Annotated in this window: 18 protein-coding genes; 5 read left to right on the plus strand and 13 right to left on the minus strand. The window is 37.6% G+C overall.

Annotated elements, in window-relative coordinates; all coding sequences use genetic code 11:
* Positions 1-247 precede the first annotated feature (247 nt).
* The 5 genes from RIB54_RS00810 to rpmB form a co-directional block, all read right to left on the minus strand.
* Entirely contained in the window at positions 248-5,377 is a 5,130-nt protein-coding gene (locus RIB54_RS00810) for an FG-GAP-like repeat-containing protein (RefSeq protein ID WP_350098842.1), read from the minus strand.
* 158 nt (positions 5,378-5,535) lie between these two features.
* Entirely contained in the window at positions 5,536-6,492 is a 957-nt protein-coding gene (ftsY, locus tag RIB54_RS00815) for a signal recognition particle-docking protein FtsY (protein ID WP_350098844.1), read from the minus strand.
* An 88-nt stretch (positions 6,493-6,580) separates the two neighbouring features.
* On the minus strand, positions 6,581-6,736 hold the full coding sequence (locus tag RIB54_RS00820; RefSeq protein WP_350071050.1) for a DUF4295 domain-containing protein: 156 nt from the start codon (positions 6,734-6,736) through the stop codon (positions 6,581-6,583).
* Positions 6,737-6,738: 2 nt separating this feature from the next.
* A complete protein-coding gene (gene rpmG, locus RIB54_RS00825) occupies positions 6,739-6,921 on the minus strand; it encodes a 50S ribosomal protein L33 (RefSeq protein ID WP_155188294.1) in 183 nt (60 codons plus the stop codon).
* A 26-nt stretch (positions 6,922-6,947) separates the two neighbouring features.
* Positions 6,948-7,187 carry a 50S ribosomal protein L28 gene (gene rpmB / locus RIB54_RS00830; RefSeq protein ID WP_155188292.1) on the minus strand — a complete coding sequence of 80 codons (240 nt, stop codon included), beginning with the start codon at positions 7,185-7,187 and terminating at the stop codon, positions 6,948-6,950.
* A 352-nt stretch (positions 7,188-7,539) separates the two neighbouring features.
* On the opposite strand from rpmB, the gene rocD reads away from it, so the two are divergent.
* Both rocD and RIB54_RS00840 read left to right on the plus strand, forming a co-directional pair.
* On the plus strand, positions 7,540-8,823 hold the full coding sequence (gene rocD / locus RIB54_RS00835; protein WP_350098846.1) for an ornithine--oxo-acid transaminase: 1,284 nt from the start codon (positions 7,540-7,542) through the stop codon (positions 8,821-8,823).
* A gap of 22 nt (positions 8,824-8,845) precedes the next feature.
* Entirely contained in the window at positions 8,846-9,394 is a 549-nt protein-coding gene (locus RIB54_RS00840; RefSeq protein WP_350071043.1) for a hypothetical protein, read from the plus strand.
* A gap of 24 nt (positions 9,395-9,418) precedes the next feature.
* On the opposite strand, the gene RIB54_RS00845 is transcribed toward RIB54_RS00840, so the two are convergent.
* Entirely contained in the window at positions 9,419-10,645 is a 1,227-nt protein-coding gene (locus RIB54_RS00845) for an NAD(P)/FAD-dependent oxidoreductase (protein WP_350098848.1), read from the minus strand.
* Between the two features lie 51 nt (positions 10,646-10,696).
* Here RIB54_RS00845 and hemB point away from each other — a divergent pair, with 51 nt between their 5' ends.
* A complete protein-coding gene (gene hemB / locus RIB54_RS00850; RefSeq protein ID WP_350071037.1) occupies positions 10,697-11,665 on the plus strand; it encodes a porphobilinogen synthase in 969 nt (322 codons plus the stop codon).
* On the opposite strand, the gene RIB54_RS00855 is transcribed toward hemB, so the two are convergent.
* From RIB54_RS00855 to RIB54_RS00865, 3 genes are read right to left on the minus strand one after another with little or no spacing between them, the layout of a single operon-like run.
* Positions 11,666-11,869 carry a hypothetical protein gene (locus tag RIB54_RS00855; protein WP_350071034.1) on the minus strand — a complete coding sequence of 68 codons (204 nt, stop codon included), beginning with the start codon at positions 11,867-11,869 and terminating at the stop codon, positions 11,666-11,668.
* 57 nt (positions 11,870-11,926) lie between these two features.
* The gene (locus RIB54_RS00860) at positions 11,927-12,634 is read right to left on the minus strand and encodes a hypothetical protein (protein WP_350098850.1); all 708 of its coding nucleotides are present in this window, start codon (positions 12,632-12,634) and stop codon (positions 11,927-11,929) included.
* Positions 12,635-12,671: 37 nt separating this feature from the next.
* On the minus strand, positions 12,672-13,916 hold the full coding sequence (locus tag RIB54_RS00865; RefSeq protein ID WP_350098852.1) for a cystathionine gamma-synthase family protein: 1,245 nt from the start codon (positions 13,914-13,916) through the stop codon (positions 12,672-12,674).
* 140 nt (positions 13,917-14,056) lie between these two features.
* On the opposite strand from RIB54_RS00865, the gene RIB54_RS00870 reads away from it, so the two are divergent.
* Entirely contained in the window at positions 14,057-14,512 is a 456-nt protein-coding gene (locus RIB54_RS00870) for an Lrp/AsnC family transcriptional regulator (RefSeq protein ID WP_350098854.1), read from the plus strand.
* On the opposite strand, the gene RIB54_RS00875 is transcribed toward RIB54_RS00870, so the two are convergent.
* Both RIB54_RS00875 and RIB54_RS00880 read right to left on the minus strand, forming a co-directional pair.
* Entirely contained in the window at positions 14,509-15,807 is a 1,299-nt protein-coding gene (locus RIB54_RS00875; RefSeq protein ID WP_350098856.1) for a DNA recombination protein RmuC, read from the minus strand. The two genes, RIB54_RS00870 and RIB54_RS00875, sit on opposite strands and share 4 nt — an antisense overlap.
* 60 nt (positions 15,808-15,867) lie before the next feature.
* Complete coding sequence (locus RIB54_RS00880; protein WP_350098858.1) at positions 15,868-16,344, minus strand: hypothetical protein; 477 nt, start codon at positions 16,342-16,344, stop codon at positions 15,868-15,870.
* Between the two features lie 171 nt (positions 16,345-16,515).
* Here RIB54_RS00880 and RIB54_RS00885 point away from each other — a divergent pair, with 171 nt between their 5' ends.
* Positions 16,516-18,882, plus strand: a complete 2,367-nt coding sequence (locus tag RIB54_RS00885) for an ABC transporter permease (protein ID WP_350098860.1) — start codon at positions 16,516-16,518, stop codon at positions 18,880-18,882.
* A 53-nt stretch (positions 18,883-18,935) separates the two neighbouring features.
* Here the strand turns inward: RIB54_RS00885 and RIB54_RS00890 are convergent, their stop codons facing one another.
* On the minus strand, positions 18,936-20,093 hold the full coding sequence (locus RIB54_RS00890; protein ID WP_350098862.1) for a homogentisate 1,2-dioxygenase: 1,158 nt from the start codon (positions 20,091-20,093) through the stop codon (positions 18,936-18,938).
* A gap of 1 nt (position 20,094) precedes the next feature.
* Positions 20,095-21,723, minus strand: coding sequence for a S41 family peptidase (locus tag RIB54_RS00895; protein WP_350098864.1), 1,629 nt, complete (start codon positions 21,721-21,723; stop codon positions 20,095-20,097).
* Positions 21,724-21,769: the final 46 nt, after the last annotated feature.

Genomic DNA, 21,769 nt, shown 5'->3' on the forward strand with positions numbered 1-21,769 from the left:
CATTTGCCGCTCTACTACCACCGCTGAAAAATTAGACTATCAGCAAGATGATCGTCATGATTAAGATAAATAGCTCGAACCGATTGATTGACACATTCATATTATTGAATATGCAATGTCATAATTATTAAAATTTTAGGAAATACCTAGTAGTGGGTATTTTGAAGTAACCTTAGACAAAACTCATATCCTGCCCCATTAAAGGACTTCTAGCTATGTATTAACAAATGAAATCGATACCCCCCACTTATCTTTCAATTACAATTCGATAAGTACTTTTAACATTGCCATCATTTGACTCTAAGCTAACAATATAGGTTCCAGCTTTCAGATTACTGACATCCAGTTGAGCTTGATCTTTAGAAATGATTTGGCCAGAAATCTTCTCTCCAACCTCATTATAAATAAGCACTTGAACCTCTGCATCTTCAGCGTCCCATTGGATGTGTATCTTGTCTGTTGCAGGATTAGGGTAAGGTAAAAACACAAGATTACTGGCTTCATCCAGTCCTAAAATTGATTCAACCATTACCTTCTTAGTGGCAGAAGTTAGTGTTAAACCTGGGACGCTGGCATTCGTAGCTTCAGCATAATACTCTCCTCCATTGGTTTCATCTATACTATTAAAATAAAGTTCACTTCTTGTACTATCGGTAAGAATTGCATTACTCTCAAACCATCGATACTCATTACCTGACCCTTCGACATTAAAAGATATAGAGAGGGCACTCCCTTCATTAACTATTGTATCTACAGGTGTGTCTAGCGTGAATTGATTGCTGTATGTTATACCGGTCATAGTTGCAATACCTTCCAAATCAGCAAAGTCCAAATAGTTACTATCGAGTTTAATGGAACTCAATTTCAATAGACCTGTAACATTTGGAACACCTGTTATTTTATTATCAGAAAAATCCACCTGCTCAAGTTCTGTCATATTTAAAAATTCTTCAGAGATATCACCATCAAGATTGTTCTTTGGCAAATTCAGGGTTCTAACATGGCCATCTTTAATAGCAACTCCTTCCCACGAAGAAACCGGATTCAATAACCAATTATTATTCTTATTCCAGTTCACTCCATTAGTAGAATTGTATAATGCAACTAAAGCTAAAGAGTCCATTTCCACATCATAATTTATCATTAGCTTTCTTATTGCTGATTTGATAACTAAATCCGGAACTTTGGCACTATTAACTGCAGCATAATATTCACCTTCATTACCCGTTCCTACGCTGTTAAAATAGATTTCATTTCTGATGCTATCAGCAAGTATCACATTATCTTTATACCATTGATACTGATTACTTGAGCCTCCAATCATAAAAGATAAAGAAAGACTGTTTCCCTCATCAATTAATGTATCTAATGGAGAGTCAAAGCTGAATTGATTGTTGTATGTCAGGCCAGTCATTGATACTAATGCCTCCAAATCTGCAAAATCTAAATAATTACTATCAAGTCTGATTGAAGTGAGTCTTAAGAGACGTGTTAAATCTGGGACTTCGGTTATTTTATTATCTGCGAAATTTACAGTTTCCAACTCAGTTATATTTATAACGTCCTCGGGAATTTCTCCATCAAGATTATTGCTTGGCAGAATTATGCCTCTTACACTTCCATTTTCGAGAGAAATACCCTCCCAAGAAGCTACCGGTGCTTCCAGCCAGTTATCATTTCTGTTCCAGTTATTTCCAGCGGTAGCATTGTAAAGAGCTACCAATGCCAAAGAGTCTGTTTCAAAACTATGCTCCTTAATAGTCCATCTCTTATTTATCTCCAGTTCTGTAAGTTTTTGTTTTATACCAGAAGGCCAGCTGATAACTACAGAATCAATAGCTATATTGGTACCCAGACCAACTTGTGCGGTCAAAGAATTTTGATTCGCAAACCCATTGGTAGTCAATATTTGCTGGTGGTTTCTTTTCCCATCTGGAGTGTAGACATCAACCTTTGCCCCTACACCACCTCTATTAGAAACAGTGCCTTCTAGTTTTAGCTGAAGCCAATTGTTTGAATTACCTCTGTTATGATATAAACCATTGAAGTCCCTGCCATAGGCAGTCGTAACTATATCCAGGAACCCATCATTATCATAGTCCGCCATTGAGGCACCTACTAAAATATAAGACTCCCCGAAAGATGAATTTACTTGCCTACTAAATGTAAGGTCACCATTATTTTTATACAAAACCCACTCTGTACTGCTTGCTCCCCACCTCCCGAGGAACAAATCTACCAAGCCATCATTATCATAATCTCCAAAAGCACTTGCTCGACTGCCTTTAACAACCTCTCCAAGAACTTCTACTGTTGGAAGTACTGAAAAATTACCTTTGCCATCATTAATATAGAATCGACTTTCAGCTTGCGGAACCAAAACCGAAGTTGCCAAGTAAGCATCATAATCACCATCATTATCAATGTCTGCAAAGGAAATGCCCTTGTTATATTGACTGGTATCTCCAGCCACAATTGTTTCATCAAGCACAAATGTGCCATCTCCATTGTTCAGATAAGGTAACCGAATTTTAAAAACACCATCTTTATACCCATCTAAAATAAACACATCTTGAGCACCATCATTATTAATATCTACTGCGACTGGCGTCCATTGAGCCCCCAGTGGAAAAGTATTTGTATCCTTTTTAAAAGTATCATCTCCCTCATTGATGTACAAATAGCCTCCTTCACTCGATAACGCCAGCAAATCCAAATCACCATCATTCTCTATATCTAGCCAGGTACCAGACCTGAATTCAACATCATCTTGTAGATAAATTGGGGAAAAAGTACCATCTCCATTATTTTTCTGAATTGAAGCATGCTTGAGGCTATCTTCAGTTGTTATTTGAGATCCGAAGAAAGAGTTAGGAGAAAAATAGTCAGCAAAACCATCATTATTATAATCCCCGAAGACTGAGCTCCTTCCAGAAGCAATTCCATAGTCATTCGAGTTCACCTTAGAAAATTTTCCACTACCTTCATTTCTAAATAAATAAGACCTTACAGGGTATTGATAATCATTAGGTAAGCTAGTCACCAGTACATCTTCAAAACCATCATTATCAATATCTGCCCATTGACCACCATAAGTAAGTTGAAGCAGCTTTCCATACTGAGTAAGATCTCCACCATCTACTCTATCAAAAAGTTCTCCTTCTATAGGTAGGTGGGGTAAAATAAATGTAAGCGCTGGCGCACTTTTTAGGACAAGATCTGGGACCAATGAATTAGTCACTGTTAGCTGGTAGTCTCCTTCATCATTAACTGTTGCCGATTCAATGGAGTACTCTGGGTTTGGAATATCTTCTCCTCTTATTCTGTAACTGTTCGCTGAGCCTGGCACATCAAAACTAAAGGAGAAAGAATCACCAACATGTACATATCTCTCCTGAAGAGAACCAAATTCCTTTTGAGGTGCATACACGAAGTCAATAATGCCTTCAGGTGTACCTTGCTCGAGATCACCAAACCCTAAATAGTTAAGATCAATAATGAGGCTTTCTATTGCTGAACCCGATAAATCCGGAATATCATAGAACCTATTATCACCAATATCTAGTGACTTTAAAGATGGAGGCAATGAAGGCAAGCTATCCAATTTACTGCTTCTAAATACAAGTTCTTCCACAGTAGTTAGTGCTGTCAAATCTATTCCCCAATTGGGATTATATGATATATCCAGGGTAGTGAGATTTAAGTTCTTTAGACTTTCAGGCAATGGCATATCAATTTTAAGACTCTTTAGATTAGTTAAATTTTCAATACTAGAAGCTAACTGTCCCTGAAAATTATTGAAATACATACTTAGTGCTTCCAGATTTACAAGGGATGTTACTACCTCCGGAAATGGTGAGCTTCCGTTGTCATCCCTAATACCAGAAAGATGCAAATCCTTTAAATTCACCAAGTTTCCAAATTCACCCGGTAGTGGAAGATCTATTTTATTATCAGTGCTGTATACAATGCTATTGGATAACCCATCACCTAAATTGAGATATTCTAACTTTGTTAAACTCCCCAATTCACCGGGCAATGAACCTCTAAGCTGGATTTTACTAAGATTTAAATGTTTTAAATTAGATAACATACCAATATCTGAGGGTATTGTAATATAATCTCCTCCTTCGTTAAAAAGGTTATTCTTAGAGACATCCAATAACTCTAGTGCTGTCAACTGCCAAAAATCTTCAGGCAGATATCCATATAGACCATTATCAGAAAGGGCAATTTCTGATATTCTACCTCCTTTTAACTTAATTCCATACCATGTATTTACTGGTTCATTAAGCCAATTGTCGTCATTGTCCCAATATTGCCCCTGTGTTGCATTGTAAAGGCTAACCAATGCCAAAGAATCTGCTTCTAACAAGGGCAGCGATAAGGTTATCGGATTGCTCTTTAGCACTATTGAAGGAAAATCAGAATTGGTAACTTTTAAAATATAAACACCCTCATCTGAGTTTGACAAACTTGGAATATTATAGGTAGGATCATTTGCAGCATCAATATTCTCAGAGTTCTTCTCCCATTGTAGTACATTGTTCAAAGATGCATCTGCCCATCCAGGATTCAATGTAATATTATCACCCAAGTTTAAAGTCCTGAAACCTATTTCGCCAAAGGGCTTCTGAGAAGTATTTGATGTAATCTTTCCTGCATTTATTTCAAAATCTTCAAATGTTAAATAATTATCGGATATGCTAAATTTAGAAAGGGCCGGTAAGGAAGTAAGGTCTGATAGCCCTACTAGCTCATTACCATCAACTACAAGACTTTGTAGTGTAGAAATATTAGCCAACTCTGGAGGCAATGCTCCAGACAAGCCATTGTCTTCTAAGTTTATCTCAGTCACTCCGCCATCCTCAGCAGTAATACCATACCAATAAGAGACAGGTGAAGTTAGCCAGTTGGTCCTTTTATTCCAGCTTGAACCATTTGTACTGTTATAAAGAGCGACTAAAGCCAATGAATCCGTTTCGGGGACTATTGAATATGGCTTCTGATACATTTGAAATTCAAATGGAGTACTTTCCCATGTGTCAAGCCATTCAATCTTAATCGTTTGGCCTAAGGATAATTCAATAGTTAATTCAGATTGATAGATTCCTGCCCCAATATCTATATCATCATTTTCAGCAATTAGATTTCCCCCACATTCATCATATACATTAAGATCTGTATCACGGCCTGTTCCTGCAGTGGATATTGTTAGGGCCTCCCTTTGACTAGCAGTATACGTAAAGTAAAAAGGAACAGCTGGAGTGTAATTCACACCTATAGATGCAGGAATTGCACTTTCACAATTGTTACTCTGAGTGTATCCATAATAAGATGACAATAGGGCTAAAATTAAAACTGCTAGCTTTCTCATAGCCTGCAAAGATAATTTTATCCTTAAATACTTAAAAAGTATAATGATTTTATTATTGGAAGAATATTACAAGAGGAGATTGAAATAAAATAAGTAGCTAAGAAGCTGTTAGTCAAAAGTTTAAAGGAATTCAGCTCCTTTTTGACGAATTATAATAACTACTTCTTAAACAAAGAATCCACAAACTCTCCTTTATTAAAGACTTGTAAGTCGTCTACTTTTTCACCTACACCAATGTAGCGAACCGGGATTTTGAAGGCATCGGATATGCCAATGACTACACCGCCCTTGGCTGTGCCGTCCAATTTGGTGATGGCCAATGAGGTAACCTCCGTAGCTTTTGTAAACTCCTTGGCCTGGATCATAGCATTTTGACCCGTGCTACCATCCAAAACGAGCATGACATCGTGAGGCGCAGCTTCCACAAACTTCTGCATCACTCGTTTAATCTTTGTCAACTCATTCATCAAGTTGACTTTATTATGCAATCTGCCCGCAGTGTCGATAATTACCACATCAGCATTATTCTTAATACCATATTCCACGGCTTCAAATGCGACAGCCGATGGATCAGTATTCATACCTTTGGAAATAACCGGAACACCAACTCTTTCTCCCCAAAGTATTAATTGATCCACAGCAGCTGCTCTAAAGGTATCAGCAGCACCTAAAACAACATTGTATCCGGCCTTTTTAAATTGTGCGGAAAGCTTCCCAATAGTAGTGGTTTTCCCAACTCCGTTGACACCAACCACCATGATTACATAGGGTTTGGCTCCAGTAGGAATAGAGAATTCTGCAAGGTCTTGTGTATTGTTCTCAGAAAGAAGAGCCGCTATTTCCTCTTTTAGGATTTTATCAAGCTCATCAACACCAAGATATTTATCCCGGGCAACACGCTCTTCAATTCTCTGAATTATTTTGATTGTTGTATCAACACCCACATCAGAAGTAATTAAGACCTCCTCAAGTTGATCAAGAACTTCATCATCTACCTTTGATTTGCCGACAACGGCTTTGCCGAGTTTGGTAAATAAACTTTCCTTAGTCTTCTCAAGACCTTTATCTAGAGACTCTTTTTTTTCCTTTGAAAATAAACCTCCGAATAATGCCATGAACGTAATTGAGTTGGGTGGATATTCAAATAAAACAAAAAAGTCCCACAAGGGACTTTTTTATAACACATATTTTAGAATGTATTACTTAGTTTTTTGCTAGTGTTTCCTGAATTTTATCAAGAGTCACCATTTCTTCCCTGAAAGTATAAGCGCCAGTCTTGTCAGACTTTATCGCTCTAATCACTTTCGCAAAATTTTTACCTTCACCTTTTTGGAGTGATGCTACTACTTTCTTTGCCATGATTATTTAATTTCTTTGTGAATAGTCATTTTCTTCATGATAGGATTGTATTTTTTCAATTCCAATCTATCAGTGGTATTTTTTCTGTTCTTTGTAGTAATGTACCTAGAAGTTCCTGGCAAGCCGCTGGCTTTGTGCTCAGTGCACTCCATAATTACTTGAATTCTATTACCTTTCTTAGCCATGATATATTATTTTATAAGCTATAAAGTTATACTAATGTATTACCGTTAGCTCTTGCCTTTTTCAATACAGCACTAATGCCATTTTTGTTGATAGTTCTCAACGCAGAAGTAGTTACTTTAAGCGTAACCCACTTATCCTCTTCAGGGATATAAAATCTCTTCTTCTGAAGATTTATATCAAACCTTCTTTTGGTTTTATTGTTTGCGTGAGAAACATTGTTTCCTACTTGAGGTTTCTTCCCTGTGATCTGGCAAACTCGTGACATCGTTATTAATATTAAATTAAATCCTCTTTTTATTTTGGGTCTGCAAATATCACAAAAAGTATTTTAATTGCCAAACATTGATTTTAAATATATTTACCCTTTTTAGACCTTAATTTAAATGGGCGGGTCCTTGCCTCTGCCCTTTGGTTTTAATTGGCACACATCCAGACTCTTTCCCAGTCTCGTTAGTGGGCTTTTATTGCATTCTTTTTGTTATATCAACAAACTCATTTTTTGATTGTATTTTCTTAATTTTGACAATCGGATGATTTCTCTCCCGCTTAATGAATGAGGAAAGGATGGCTACTCTCCGAGACGAGTAGTGATGTTCAATCTTTAATCCTTTTAAATTATGGAAGCTATCATTAATCAAAAATTCACATCTCAAGATGCCATCGCCTTAGAAGATAAGCATGGTGCTCACAACTACCATCCCCTACCAGTAGTTCTGGCAAAAGGTAAAGGCGTGTATGTTTGGGATGTTGAAGGAAAGAAGTATTTCGATTTCCTATCGGCTTATAGTGCTGTTAATCAAGGTCATTGTCACCCAAAAATTGTTGGGGCACTTAAAACCCAGGCTGAAACATTGACACTGACATCAAGGGCATTTTATAATGATGTTTTAGGCCCTTATGAAAAATATATCACTGAATATTTCAGGTTCGATAAGGTATTGCCGATGAATACGGGTGCTGAGGCAGTGGAAACTGCTATAAAGATTTGTAGAAAGTGGGCCTATGAGAAAAAGGGGATTCCTGAAAATGCGGCTAAGATTATAGTATGTGAAGGTAACTTCCACGGAAGAACAACAACTATCGTTTCATTTTCTAATGATGAAGATGCAAGAAAGAATTTTGGCCCCTACACTCCGGGCTTTATAAAGATTCCTTATAATGACCTGGCAGCTCTTGAGGCAGCCTTGAAAGAGGAAAATGTTGCAGGTTTACTAATCGAGCCTATTCAAGGTGAGGCTGGTGTCTTTGTTCCGGATGAAGGCTTCATAAAGAAGGCTGCTGCATTATGTAAAGATGCTAATGCTCTGTTCATTGCAGATGAAATACAAACAGGTATTGCAAGAACTGGTGGTTTATTACGGGTTTGTGGAGACTGTAGCTGCGAAAACAAGTGTGAACAGCAGGATTCATACACCAGACCTGACATGCTCATTTTAGGCAAAGCCATTTCTGGAGGTGTCTTTCCCGTTTCTGCTGTATTAGCTGATGATGAGATAATGAATGTTATCAAGCCCGGTCAGCACGGAAGCACATTTGGAGGAAATCCCCTGGGTGCTAAAGTTGCAATGGCAGCTCTTGATGTTATTTATGAAGAGAATCTTATTCAGAACGCTAGAAAGTTAGGCAACATTTTCAGAGCACGGATGGAGAAATTTATTGCTACAACAGATCTTATTTCATTAGTAAGGGGTAAAGGCTTACTTAATGCTATTGTTATTAACGACTCTCCTGGTAGCTCAACTGCGTGGGACCTTTGTGTAGCACTTAAGGAAAATGGCCTTCTTGCAAAACCAACACACGGAAATATTATCAGATTTGCACCTCCTTTGGTGATGACAGAGGAGCAACTGCATGAATGCTGCGATATAATTGAGAGAACAATTACGGATTTCTCCAAGTAATTATATATATTGTATCATAATTATGGATTACGCATTTAAAAATTCACCTAAAGACCATTTAACACAAATGGTTTTAGGTGAAAATGGTTTCAAAGTTGTACTAGACGGAGCTACTTATAATTATAAGTACAGTGACGTTACTCGTGTATGGTTAAACAATCCAGAAGGGTTTATTGCACCGGGTGAGTATTCATGTACTATCAACATCGTTGACAAGAAGCCTATATATATTACAAGCAAGAATTTTGATCAAAACGGATTGTTTATTGAGCAATCGCATCATTACAATACTTTTGTAAGGGTGCTGCACATGCACATAAAGTCAAACAAGGCCGCTGAATTTAAATTTGGGACTACTCCTGCCAAATACTTCAGGCGGGTAGCAATTATTGCGTTGATTTTAACCGCATGCGTTGCCAGTATCATAACTTTTAAATCAAATCCATTTTATTTCATTGTACCTTCAGTATTCGGGGTTTTTGTGACTATCTATGGATTACAGTTTTGTATTACAAGATTTCCTAAAGTATACAACCCTGATAATATTCCCTTAGAACTATTGCCAGCATAATTGCTTCTTTAAAAATTTAGAATATCAACTGAAGAGTAACTTGACGTAGAATGAGGGTTTCACTAATTCCTTCTTCAGGTCTACGTCATCTAACATTGAAGTCAGCAGCAATTTCACAGACTGATTCTTATTGGCCTTCCTAACCACAAAATTGAAAAGCCTCGGAAACTTTAAGAGCTTTTGAAGCCCTCTGCTTAGCCGAAGCTCATTCCACATCTTGTGATAAATAACCCTATCATAGCTAAGGTTGTAGTTGGCATCAAATCGTTTTGACTTAATGCAGTTGATAATATGCTCAGCTACAATTCTGCCACTTCTAATAGCATTGCCAATCCCTTCACCTGTAAAAGGATCTATCAAACTAGCCGCATCTCCTAACAGCAAAAATCGATCTCCAGATATGGGCCTTTTTTTTGAGCCTATTGGAAGTCCATAGCCCTTCACCGTTTCTAACGGTCTGGCATTTCTAAACCGCTCTTTAAGGACCGGATGCGTTTTGATTAATTCATCTAATTTTACTTTTAGATTCATCTTCCTTCTGCTAACCTCACTTGAAAGCATTCCCAAGCCAACATTGGCCTCACCATTTGGCAATGGAAACACCCACAAGTAGCCTGGCAATATATCTTTTATAAAGTGGAGCTCAATATGACCTTTTTGATGAAAACCCTCAACACCTGTAAAGTATTGCCTCAAACCCGCACAGTAATGATTCTTTTCTACCTTGATTTTGCCAAGAAACCTGTTCACAACTGAGTGCGCTCCATCAGCGCCTATTATAATAGGTGCATGTAATTCATCCGAACCAATAAATGCCTTTATCGTTTCATCATTTCTAATGATTTGATCTACCTTTTGACCAAGAAAGATTTCAACATTGTCTAAATCTTTGATTTGATTATAAAAGAAATTATCAAAATGCTCCCTTTTGGAAATATAGCCAGCCGCACCGCCATGTGTTTCATTGGAAAAATCAATGTCCAATCTATTTCCATTTGGGGCGAAAAACCGAACACCATGCGACTCTTGCTTTTCAAAAAACTTTGCAAATCTTTCACCAAGATCCTGATCCATCCTATACAGTTGATTAACCACATCTGCACTGAGGGCATCTCCACATATCTTATCTCTTGGAAATTGGTCTTTATCGATAAGTGCTATTTTCAAAGGCTCATGCCTCAAAGCATAAGCACAGGCACACCCCGCAGGACCTGCGCCAACTATTATAAGGTCAAAAGATTTTACAGACATGAGTCTCAAAAATATCAGTAAATTTGCTTTAAGGATTACAATTGATGAAAAATGAATATTAGACCCAGAAGAAACAGGAAATCGGAAGCGATAAGACAAATGGTTCAAGAAACCAGATTACACCAATCTAACCTCATGTATCCATTATTTCTGCTGGAGTCACCTAATAAAACATCAGAAGTACACTCCATGCCAGGCATCTATAGACTAGGTATTGATAAGATGCTTAAAGAGATAGAGGAGTGCATGAAACTTGGAATCAAAAGCTTTGACATTTTTCCGGTTGTTGAAGAGCATCACAAAGACAAAACAGCCACTAAAAGTTATAAGAATGACTTCTTTTATCAGGCTGCACTGAAAAGAGTAAAGCAAGAATTTCCTGAGGCTTGTGTAATGACTGATGTTGCCATGGATCCTTATAGTTCAGACGGTCATGACGGACTGGTTGACGCAAATGGTAATATTTTAAATGATGAGACGCTGGAGATACTTGGAAAAATGGCAGTATCCCAGGCCGAAATGGGCGTTGACATTATCGGCCCATCTGATATGATGGATGGGCGTGTTGGTTATATAAGAGAAGCACTGGACTTAAGTGGTTTTAGCAATGTGTCAATCATGTCATACACGGCTAAGTACGCCAGTGCCTTTTATGGCCCTTTCAGAGATGCGTTAGATTCTGCACCAAAGAGTGGTGATAAAAAAACTTATCAAATGAACCCTGCCAATAGTCAAGAAGCACTCATTGAGGCCGATTTGGACACAGAAGAGGGTGCAGACTTTCTAATGGTAAAACCAGCATTATCTTATCTGGATATAATAAAGCAGTTAAAAGATAATTATGACCTCCCGATAGCTGCCTACAATGTGAGTGGTGAGTATGCGATGGTTTGCGCAGCTGCAGAAAAAGGCTGGTTGGATAAAGATGCTATTATGAATGAGATATTATTATCTATAAAACGTGCTGGTGCTGATATAATTCTTACATACTATGCGAAAGAGTGGGCAAAACAGCAATAGCTAGATCTCTCTGATCTCAAAGTCCTTACCCCTACCAAAAGCTGTCAACTCAGCTAGTTCATAGTACTCAAGTGTATTGATGTCTTTGAGTTTGAAATTCTCGCTACTTAAAAATTCCATAACCTCAAACTCATAGGTATCTCCGTAGTTCTTAAGCCTGTACTTCTTGTTCAACCGTATAACGTTCAGAGATATTCCTTTCATGATAAAAAAATAAAAGCCAACGTAAATAACATTGGCTTTCCTATTAAGTTCAAAATTCTACTTCATCCATTGATCGTATAAAAATACGAATTCAGCAAGATTGCTCATTTTGATTGAGTTAGGCTTGTCTTTAACATATTCCATCAATTTTGGGCAATCTCCAAAAATGTTTTTAAACTCTTCATCAATGTTCTTTTTAGTAAGAAACATCGAGTCTTCTGCACCTTCTTTTTTTATCAAAACTGATTTTTCATCACCACCTGCCACTTTCATTCCGGCTACACCTATTGAAGCAGTTTCCTTACCAAATGGATCTTTAAAAACCTTGATTTTACTATCAAATCCAGGATTAAGTAATTGTACCATTCTAAATTCTTTCTTACGAGGTATTAGAGCCTGCTCGAAATAAGAACTATCCCTTTTAATAACTTCTTCAAAGTCCTGACCAGCTAACTTATTGATATCAGTAGCCCTGTCCATGCCATCAGAAAACTTGGCCAACCCGCTAGGCACACCCACAAAAACTTTAATCTCTTCTGCCGTAAACTTTTTCTTCTCTCCGTTAACATCAAGCGCTAGCTCTTTGATGCTGTATCGATTGAATTTTAACCAAGCGAATTCCCCATCAATTCTTTCACCTGCATTGGTTATTACATATGCCCCTTTCTTTTTTGAAAATGAAAGGTTTTCTTCAACAAAATACTGCGCAGAAACAGAAATAATTGAAGTAAATGTCATAAGTAGTGTTAATCTTAATTTCATCATTTTTTTGGTTTATGGTTTGAATTCACATTCAAAAATATCAAACTTTTTCAAGTGCCTGATTTATATCCCAAACTAAGTCATCAGGGTTCTCTACACCTACAGATAGCCTTACCAAACTTTCAAATATGCCATATTTAAGTTTCTCGTCTTTATCAACACCTGCATGTGTCATTGATGCTGGATGTTGGGCCAAGGATTCAGTACTACCTAAACTTACCGCTAGTTTTATAAGCTTTAGATTGTTTAAAAATGCAAATGCCTCCTTTTCGCCTCCTTTTAATATTATAGAGAGCATAGCTCCGGCAGAAGAATATTGCTTCTTAAATATCTCATATTGTGGTGTTCCCTTCGGAATAGCTCCTAAATAGCCAATGCGTTCAACTTTTGGGTGATCCTTAATTACATTGTAGACATAAGCTGCATTTTCGGCTTGTTTTTCCATTCTGATTTTAAGCGTTTCCAAACTGCGCAGCAATAACCATCCTGTCCATGGACCCGCCATATTTCCGAGAAAAGTCCGCATCTCCTTAATCTTGGCGATATGTTCTTTTGAACCGAGGCAAGCTCCTGCTATCACATCGCTGTGCCCACCAATATATTTAGTGGCCGAATAAATAACCAAGTCAGCACCAAACTCTAAAGGGTGTTGCCACAATGGCCCCATGTAGGTATTATCAACAACAACTAGTGCCCTTTCTTCTTTAGAGAAATGGTCAGCTACTCTTCGACATAATTCAAGATCAATCAGGTGATTAGTTGGATTGGCTGGGGTTTCTACATAAACCATTTTAAGTTTATCTGCTTTGCCACTGGCTTCTATTTTTTCTATAATGTTCTCTTCAGATTCTAATGGATCAAACCCTATTACATTAATTTGAAATCTTGGAAGAACATGCTTAATAAAGTGATCCGTGCCTCCATAAATGGGGTTACTATGTAGAATTAAATCGCCAGGTGATAAAAATTGAAGTAATGCTGTTGTAATGGCACTCATTCCACTTTCAAAAACTGCAGCATCTTCCGCTTCATCCCACAGAGTCAACCTGTTTTCAAGAATTTCTAAATCTGGATTATTTAACCTACTATAAATCAATCCCAATTCTTCCCCTTCACTCTTCTCTCGCAGTCCATAAGCAACTTCAAAAAACGCCTTTCCTGCTTCAGCACTTTCAAATGCAAAAGTAGAGGTTTGAAATATTGGTGATTTAATTGCTCCTTCTGATAAAGATGGTTTGTAACCATATGACATCATTAGACTTTCCGGGCTCATTTTCTTATCCATAGCAATAATGTTTTATACCTCAATTAGTATAATATTTACGTCAATTTCCACATAGTCAGATATATCAACTTATATTTAATCATATATCAGTTGATATATACTGTATTTATATATATTTTAAAGCAAAACAGTATAAGTCAATGGATTCAATTGATCGAAAATTAGTATCTCTACTACAGCACAATGGCAAGCTTGCCATGAAAGAGTTAAGCAAGGCATTAGGCTTGAGCATTACCCCCATTTACGATAGACTAAGAAGACTAGAGCAGCAAGGAGTTATTACAGGGTATCACGCTCATGTTAACGAAAAAAAGATGGGTTTTGGACTTGAGGTTTTTTGTTCTGTTACCCTCGAATCTCACAAAGCTGATTTTCTAAAACAGTTTGAAGAAGATATCAAAAAGTTTGATGAGGTATTGGAATGTTACCATCTGGCCGGATCATTTGACTTTTTATTAAAAGTACTGGTCAGGAATATGGATGATTACGGTGATTTTGTAAATAAAAAACTGGCCAAGCTAGAAAACATTGGGCTTGTTCATAGCCATATGGTGCTAAATAAAATAAAGCAAACACGCGTTCTGCCGAGCCACTAGTCTTCAGCTTTATCAAGTAGTTTTTGAGCTATAGATTTACTTGCCTTTGCACCCAATTCCTTCAACCGTTCTGTCTTTCTCACCAGGTTGTCACTTCCTTCATAAAGCTTTTTAGAGGCCTCTGAATATATGGCTTTTGTCTGGTCGAGACTCTTGCCAATTTTTATAAGATCCTCTGAGAAGTTAACGAACTTGTCATATAATGCTCCGGCTTGGCGTGCTATTTCTATCGCATTTTTGTTTTGCAAGTCTTGCTTCCAGATATAGGAAATAGTCCTTAATGTAGCCATTAAGGTAGTAGTGCTTACCAAAACAATATTTCTATCTAATGCCTTTTCATAAAGATCCTGATCTTCTTTTAGGGCAACTGTTAAAGCAGGCTCATTAGCTATAAACATCATCACATAGTCAGGCTGGTTGATATCATGGATGTTTTGATACTTCTTCTCACTCAGCATTTTAATATGGCCATTGACACTATCCAAATGTTGCTTTAATAACCCCACCTGACGATCTGGTTCAGCATCAAAGTAATTTGCATAAGCTGTTAGCGATACCTTTGAATCCAAAACAATAGCCTTATCATCCGGCATTAATATAATATAATCAGGCCGCTGATTTTGCTGATCTTCAGTTTTAAAATTCTTCTCTTTAAAATAATGAATATCCTTTTGCAAACCAGCCTTTTCAAGTATCAGCTCTATCTGCATTTCCCCCCAGTTACCCTGAGCCTTGCTGTCTCCCTTTAGTGCTCTTGTCAGGTTTTCAGTTTCCTTGGTCATCTGCCGGTTTAATTCCTTAAGCCCAACAAGTTGTTCTTTTAAGGCAGTGCTATATTGTAAATTCTCTTTACTGCTGAGCTCCACCTTTTTCTCAAACTCACCAATCTTTTCTCTTAGCGGATTGAGTATTTCAGAAAGGTTGGTTTTGTTCTGGTCAGTAAACTTCTTGGTCTTTTCTTCAAAAATCTCATTTGCCAGATTTTTGAACTGTACTGCAAATTGATCCTGAAGACTTTTTAACTCCTGCTTCTGCTCTGCCAAGCGCTCCTGAAGGTTTCTGTAATCGGCTTCAGTAGAAGCCAGGTTATTGTTAAGCTCAATAACTTTAGTTCGTTCAGTTTCAAGATCCTTCTTAAACTCTACATTTTGAGCCTTAAGGTCTTCCACCCTTTCACGCTCCATCTTAAGCTCAGATGCTGAACCATTATTTCCTGAAAACTTGAATTTAGCAACAAGCCAGGCTGCCGTTCCACCAACAATAATCCCTACCAATAGCCAGAGTAATTCATTCATCTTTCAAATATCAATTAACAATTGGCAATTAGCAATTAATAAGAAGTTTCAGTTATGCATTTAGCTGCCCAAAGAACGATAATTCTCAGGTGTATAGTTTTGCTTGGCCCTTCTGATTTTAGACTGCAATTGATAAACTGCGTCATCTACTTTTTTAAAATTTAGTGGGTACCATAATGATGATTTGAAATAGAATTCTTCACCGAATCCCAGGTCTCTATATAACTCTATACTGTGGGTTCCAATAAGACTTCTAAGCTTTATCTCCTTAATATCAACAAACGGAATTACTATTTCCTGCCCCTTCTCAACAACAAAAATATTCTCATCATCATAATCAATGGTCTTTAACCTCAATATTCTATTATAGTATAACCGATAAAACAGATAAGCGTACAGCCCAACTTGACCCAGATAAAATATTTTAAATCGTAGGACCAACATATAAAAGAAAAAACCAATGATGAGAACCGAAGGGATAAGACATACTGCTTGGAAAACTTTGAGTTGATTGGTAGATACAATTTGCTGCCTCATTCTAAAATGATTTGATTTTCATTCCCTGCCTATTTAATTAATATGTCGGAATAGACGAAATATTCAATGCACTTATTTTACAGTTCACTACATCTATCCCACAGCTGACGTTTGAATCCTAATTTTTTGTGTGTCGTTATTTATTTTAGTATTTACCAAAAACTCAATCTCATGTTACAAACCTTTCTCAAAATCACCTTCAGAAATTTTCTACGTCAAAAGCTCTACACTTTCTTAAACATCTTTGGCCTGGCGCTTGGTCTAGCCGCAACAATAATCATCATCACTTTTTCAACGCACGAGCTGACCTATGACCAGTTTCATGAAAAGTCAGAATCGATATTCATGGCTTATAAGGAGCGGATTACTCCCAATGAAACACAAGCCACTTATGATACATGGGTGCCCATGGGTGAACGTTTGGTGAGTGAATATCCTGAAGTAGTTAATTCTACCCGCTTTTTTACAGATAACAGTATTTTTGAAGTCAATGAAGAACGATTTGAAGGAAGTTTAGCCTATTCGGATGAAGCACTTTTTCAAATGTTTGACTTTAACCTGGCAAAAGGTGACAGCAAAAATCCCTTCCCAATAAAAAATGCCATAATTCTCTCTCAGGAGATGGCAACTAAATATTTTGGTGATGCCGAGCCACTCGGACAAACCCTTAGAATAGATTTTGATCGGGTTTATGAAGTGACAGGCGTTATTAACTCAATCCCTACAAACTCGTCAATTCAAATTGATCATTTAATATCATTAAAGACTATACCTGAATACCCAGAATATGAGAATAACTGGGGTGGTTCTTTTTTAAATACCTATGTGCAACTGGATAATTCTAAAAATGCAAAAGACCTTGAATCCAAATTTCCAGACCTTATAAAAAATATTTGGGATACAGAAGTTCAAAGTAGAACCAATTTTAAGCTGCTTCCGCTAAAGCAAGTTTACAGAACTACCATAGGAGATACTGACATTGCCTATATATTGCTCTACATTGCGGTTGGCATTCTCATCATTTCTTGCATCAACTTCATCAATTTGTTTGCGAGTAGTACTTTGGGACGTTCAAAAGAGGTGGCTGTAAAAAAAGTAATTGGAAGCTCAAGAAAACAGCTAATGCGACAGTTTTTGGGCGAGTCTCTTGTTATTTCTACGCTGAGTATGGGCATCGCCACAGTGTTGGTGTCCATTTGTTTGCCATTTATTAATTCAGCATTCGACCTACACCTGAACGTTGGTTTTAATAATGCTGGTACCCTTGCCATTTTAACTGGCCTTACCTTGGTCATCAGTATTTTGTCTGGCGCCTACCCAGCTTATTTAATTTCAAAATTTGGCATTATTTCTTCACTTAAGGGTAGTTTCAATAAGTCTCTAAAGGGCAACAGCCTCAGAGATTATATGATTGCCTTTCAGTTTATTGTTTCCATTTTACTGATTGTAGGTACGCTGGTAATCAATGACCAGATCAGCTTTATGCAAACCACAGATATGGGCTTTCAAAAGGAAAATCAAGTAGTTATTCCCTTATCATTAAGAGACTTTGAAAGTAGCGATTCAACAACTATTACCAGAGTTGAAACTTTTAAAAATGAGCTGGCCAGCCACAGCGATGTTATTTCAACAACCACGTCAAGAAATATTCCTACCAATTGGACAAATTCATACCTATTTGTAAGGCCTGATGGTTGGGAGGGTGACCCATTGAGAATGGCATATACCTATCATGATGCTAAGTTTTTTGAAACCTATGGTATCAAAATTATCGATGGCAAAAACTTTAATGATGACAGTTATGGTGATCAAAGAGAATCGGTGATCATGAACAAATCAGCGATGGAGGCCTTTGGTTTTACCGATGTTGAAGGAAAGGTGATTCAGATAGGAAATACCAGGCTAAATGTTGTGGGTGTTGTTGACAATTTCAACTTTGAAACCATGCGCGATAATGTGAGGCCAATATTGCATTTTCACAGAGTGCCCTCAAATGCAGCGCATAATTATTTGACACTAAATACAAGACCCGGAAAAGCCAAAGAAGTGCTAGACTTTGCAGAATCAAAATGGCCCATGCTTAACTCCACCTTGCCATTTGATTATTCCTTTATTGACGAGAGTATAGCTCTGATGTATGAATCTGAAAACAGGCTTTTACTCATGAGTACAATTTTTTCAGGAGTAGCTATTGTAATAGCGTGCCTGGGCCTATTTGGTATTGTATCTTACAACGTTGAAAAAAGGAAGAAAGAAATTGGCATTAGAAAAGTATTAGGTGCTTCTATTTACTCCATAGTAAAACTGATGTCAACAAGATTTGCCTCCCTAATTCTTATAGGCTTTATAATTTCAGTACCCGTTGGTCTTTATTATTTGAACGATTGGCTCAGTGGATTTGCCTATCATATTGAAATTAGCCCTATGGTATTTGTTATAACTATTATAGCAGTACTGGCAGTGGCTATGGTAACAGTAAGTGCCAAAACTATTCAGGCCGGATTAGCGAATCCTGTCAATGTATTGAAGGAGGATTAGAATCAGAGTTTGGAAAAAAGCTGCCAAGTCCAGGCTTGGTAGCTTTTTTAGTTTTACTCCGTCCAGCTCATCGGATAATTCTTATCCACAAACTCCATGGCATCTTCGGTTAAGAAGAGTGGCTTGAAAGTATCCACCATCACAGCATATTCATGCGTTTCTTTGGCGCCAATACTCTTTTCAACCGTACCGGGATGCGGGCCGTGTGGCAGTCCGCCAGGGTGTAAAGTGAATGAACCTCTATCAATTCCTTTTCTGCTCATAAATTCTCCTTCGGCATAATACAGCACTTCATCCGAATCGATATTAGAATGATTGTAAGGAGCTGGTATTGATAATGGATGATAGTCAAATAACCTTGGCACAAACGAGCAGATCACGAATCCACCGGCCTGAAAAGTCTGGTGTGCTGGTGGTGGCTGATGAATTCTGCCAGTTATTGGTTCAAAATCGTGAATAGAAAAGGCATAAGGCCACAGAAAACCATCCCAACCTACCAAATCAAATGGGCTATGGTTATAGTGATATTCATGCAGTTGATCGTGTTTTTTGATCTTTAATAAGTAATCGCCTTCCTTATCTTCAGTGATTATTTCTGATGGTGGCCTGATATCGCGCTCACAAAATGGCGAGTGCTCTTCAAGCTGTCCCAATTCATTTCTATATCTTCTTGGTGTTTCTATCGGACTTGCAGATTCAATCACCAGAAGCTTTAAAGGCTCATCATTCCATTTGAACTTATAGATTACAGTTCTTGGTATAACTACATAATCGCCCTTTTTTACCTCTATCTTTCCAAACTGCGAATGCAATTCACCACGACCATCATGGATATAAATAACTTCATCGCCTTCGGCATTTTTGTAGTAGTAATCCATTGCTTTGCTCTTAGGCACACATAGCGCAATAGATACATCGGCATTCTTTAAAAGCACTTTTCTTCCACTTAAAAAATCATCCCCTGTAATGCCTATTTTAGAAGTATTAAGGTGTGTTTGCCTAAGACCATAATCAGTCATGATTTTGCTGTCGAACGGACTTACCTTGCCTACTGCCTTTATTTTAGTAGGTGCATAAATGTGGTATAAATTGGAGTAAATGCCTGAAAACCCCTTAGAGCTTACCAATTCTTCCTTATAAAGGCTGTCATCTTCCTGACGGAATTGAATATGCCTTTTTGGTGGTATTTTGCCTAACTTGTGATAATACATATTACAGTTTTGATCTATCTAGTTTCTCAGCCTGGTCAAATAATTTCACAGCCTGCTGAAGCACTTCATTTGTTTGATTGAATATAGGATAAAAGCCCTCATTGTCCCAAATCTGTCTGGCAATTTGTGCCCTTATATGTAAATCAAAAAGTGCCTGGTTTTTGTTCATATCGTTGAAGTCTGGTTTTACACCATTGGCTTTCCCTATTGAGGCCAGCTCATCCCTCATCTGCTGACTTACCTTAAAATTGTTGAAGTAATCTTTATAATCCATCGCTTCAAGTGTCTTCTTATTGTCATTCACATATTTGAATGTGAACTCCTGAATGGAATTGCTGATAAACAATTTGTTCAAATAAGTAGAGTTTGCAGATGTGTCTAACGGCACAAAATAGTCAGGCATGATACCCCCGCCTCCATAAACAGATCTGCCACTTAATGTTTCATACTTCAGCGAGTCGTTAAACTTGATACTGTCAGCACTGAAAAACTCACCGTGCTTATATCTGGCTATCAAGTCCCCGGAATAGTCTTCCAAATCATCATAAGGCTTCTGAATGGATCTGCCACTAGGGGTATAATACCTCGAAATTGTTAATCTCATTTCAGAGCCGTCAGTCAAATCCATTGGTGCTTGCACCAGGCCTTTACCAAATGATCTTCTTCCTACCACCAATGCCCTGTCATTGTCTTGTAAAGCCCCGGTTACAATTTCAGAAGCCGAAGCGCTACCTTCATTAACCAAAACTATAAGTTCACCATCTTCAAAAAGGCCCTTTCTTTGTCCATTGGCCTGAGAATTAAACCTTGTCTCTTTGCCCAATGTGTAGACAATCTTCTTATCACCAGCAATAAATTCATCGGCAATATTTATAGCGTGGTTCATATAACCTCCTCCATTACCTTGCAGGTCCAGAACAAGTTTAGTCATGCCTTCACCTTTAAGTTTTATCAAAGCCACCCTGAATTCCTCATAAGTAGTAGCCGCAAAACGACTGATTTTAATGTATCCTTTCTCATCATCAATCATGTAACTGGCATCCACAGAGTACTGAGGAATTTTATCCCTGATAATCTCAAAATCAATGGGGCTCTTTTTATTTTTTCTTTTGATGGTCACTTTTACCTGACTGCCTTTTGGCCCTTTCAAGTGCTTTTGCACATCTCTATTGGTAAAACCAACACCGGCTACATTTTTATCATCTATAGCTATGATCTGGTCGCCAGACATAATACCCAAAGACTCACTCGGTCCGCCACTTAGAGGAGTTACTACCACTATAGTATCTTTGAAAATGTTGAATTCAATGCCTATTCCTTCAAAGTTTCCCTGCAAATCTTCGTTTGCCGCTACCTTATCTTTTGCTGAGATATAATAACTATGCGGATCTAGCTTATTGAGCATATGAGAAATGGCATCCTCCACTAAATCGCTGGTATTAACCTCATCTACATAATTTCTGTCTATAAGGGTCAGTACTTCTTTAAATTTTTGAATGTCTTTGTTAAGATCATTCTGGACAGGAGAAGACTCACTAAAAGTTGCCCCAATAAAAATGCCCCCTGCCAGTCCTAAAGCCAGAATTAGTGGAAGCCTTATTTGATATTTTGTGTTTTTGTAATCACTCACGTCTTTTTACAGATTAGTATTAAAAATCAATTAACCCGATTTGACC

The sequence above is a fragment of the Fulvivirga sp. genome (assembly GCF_040218215.1).
Taxonomy (GTDB): Bacteria; Bacteroidota; Bacteroidia; order Cytophagales; family Cyclobacteriaceae; genus Fulvivirga.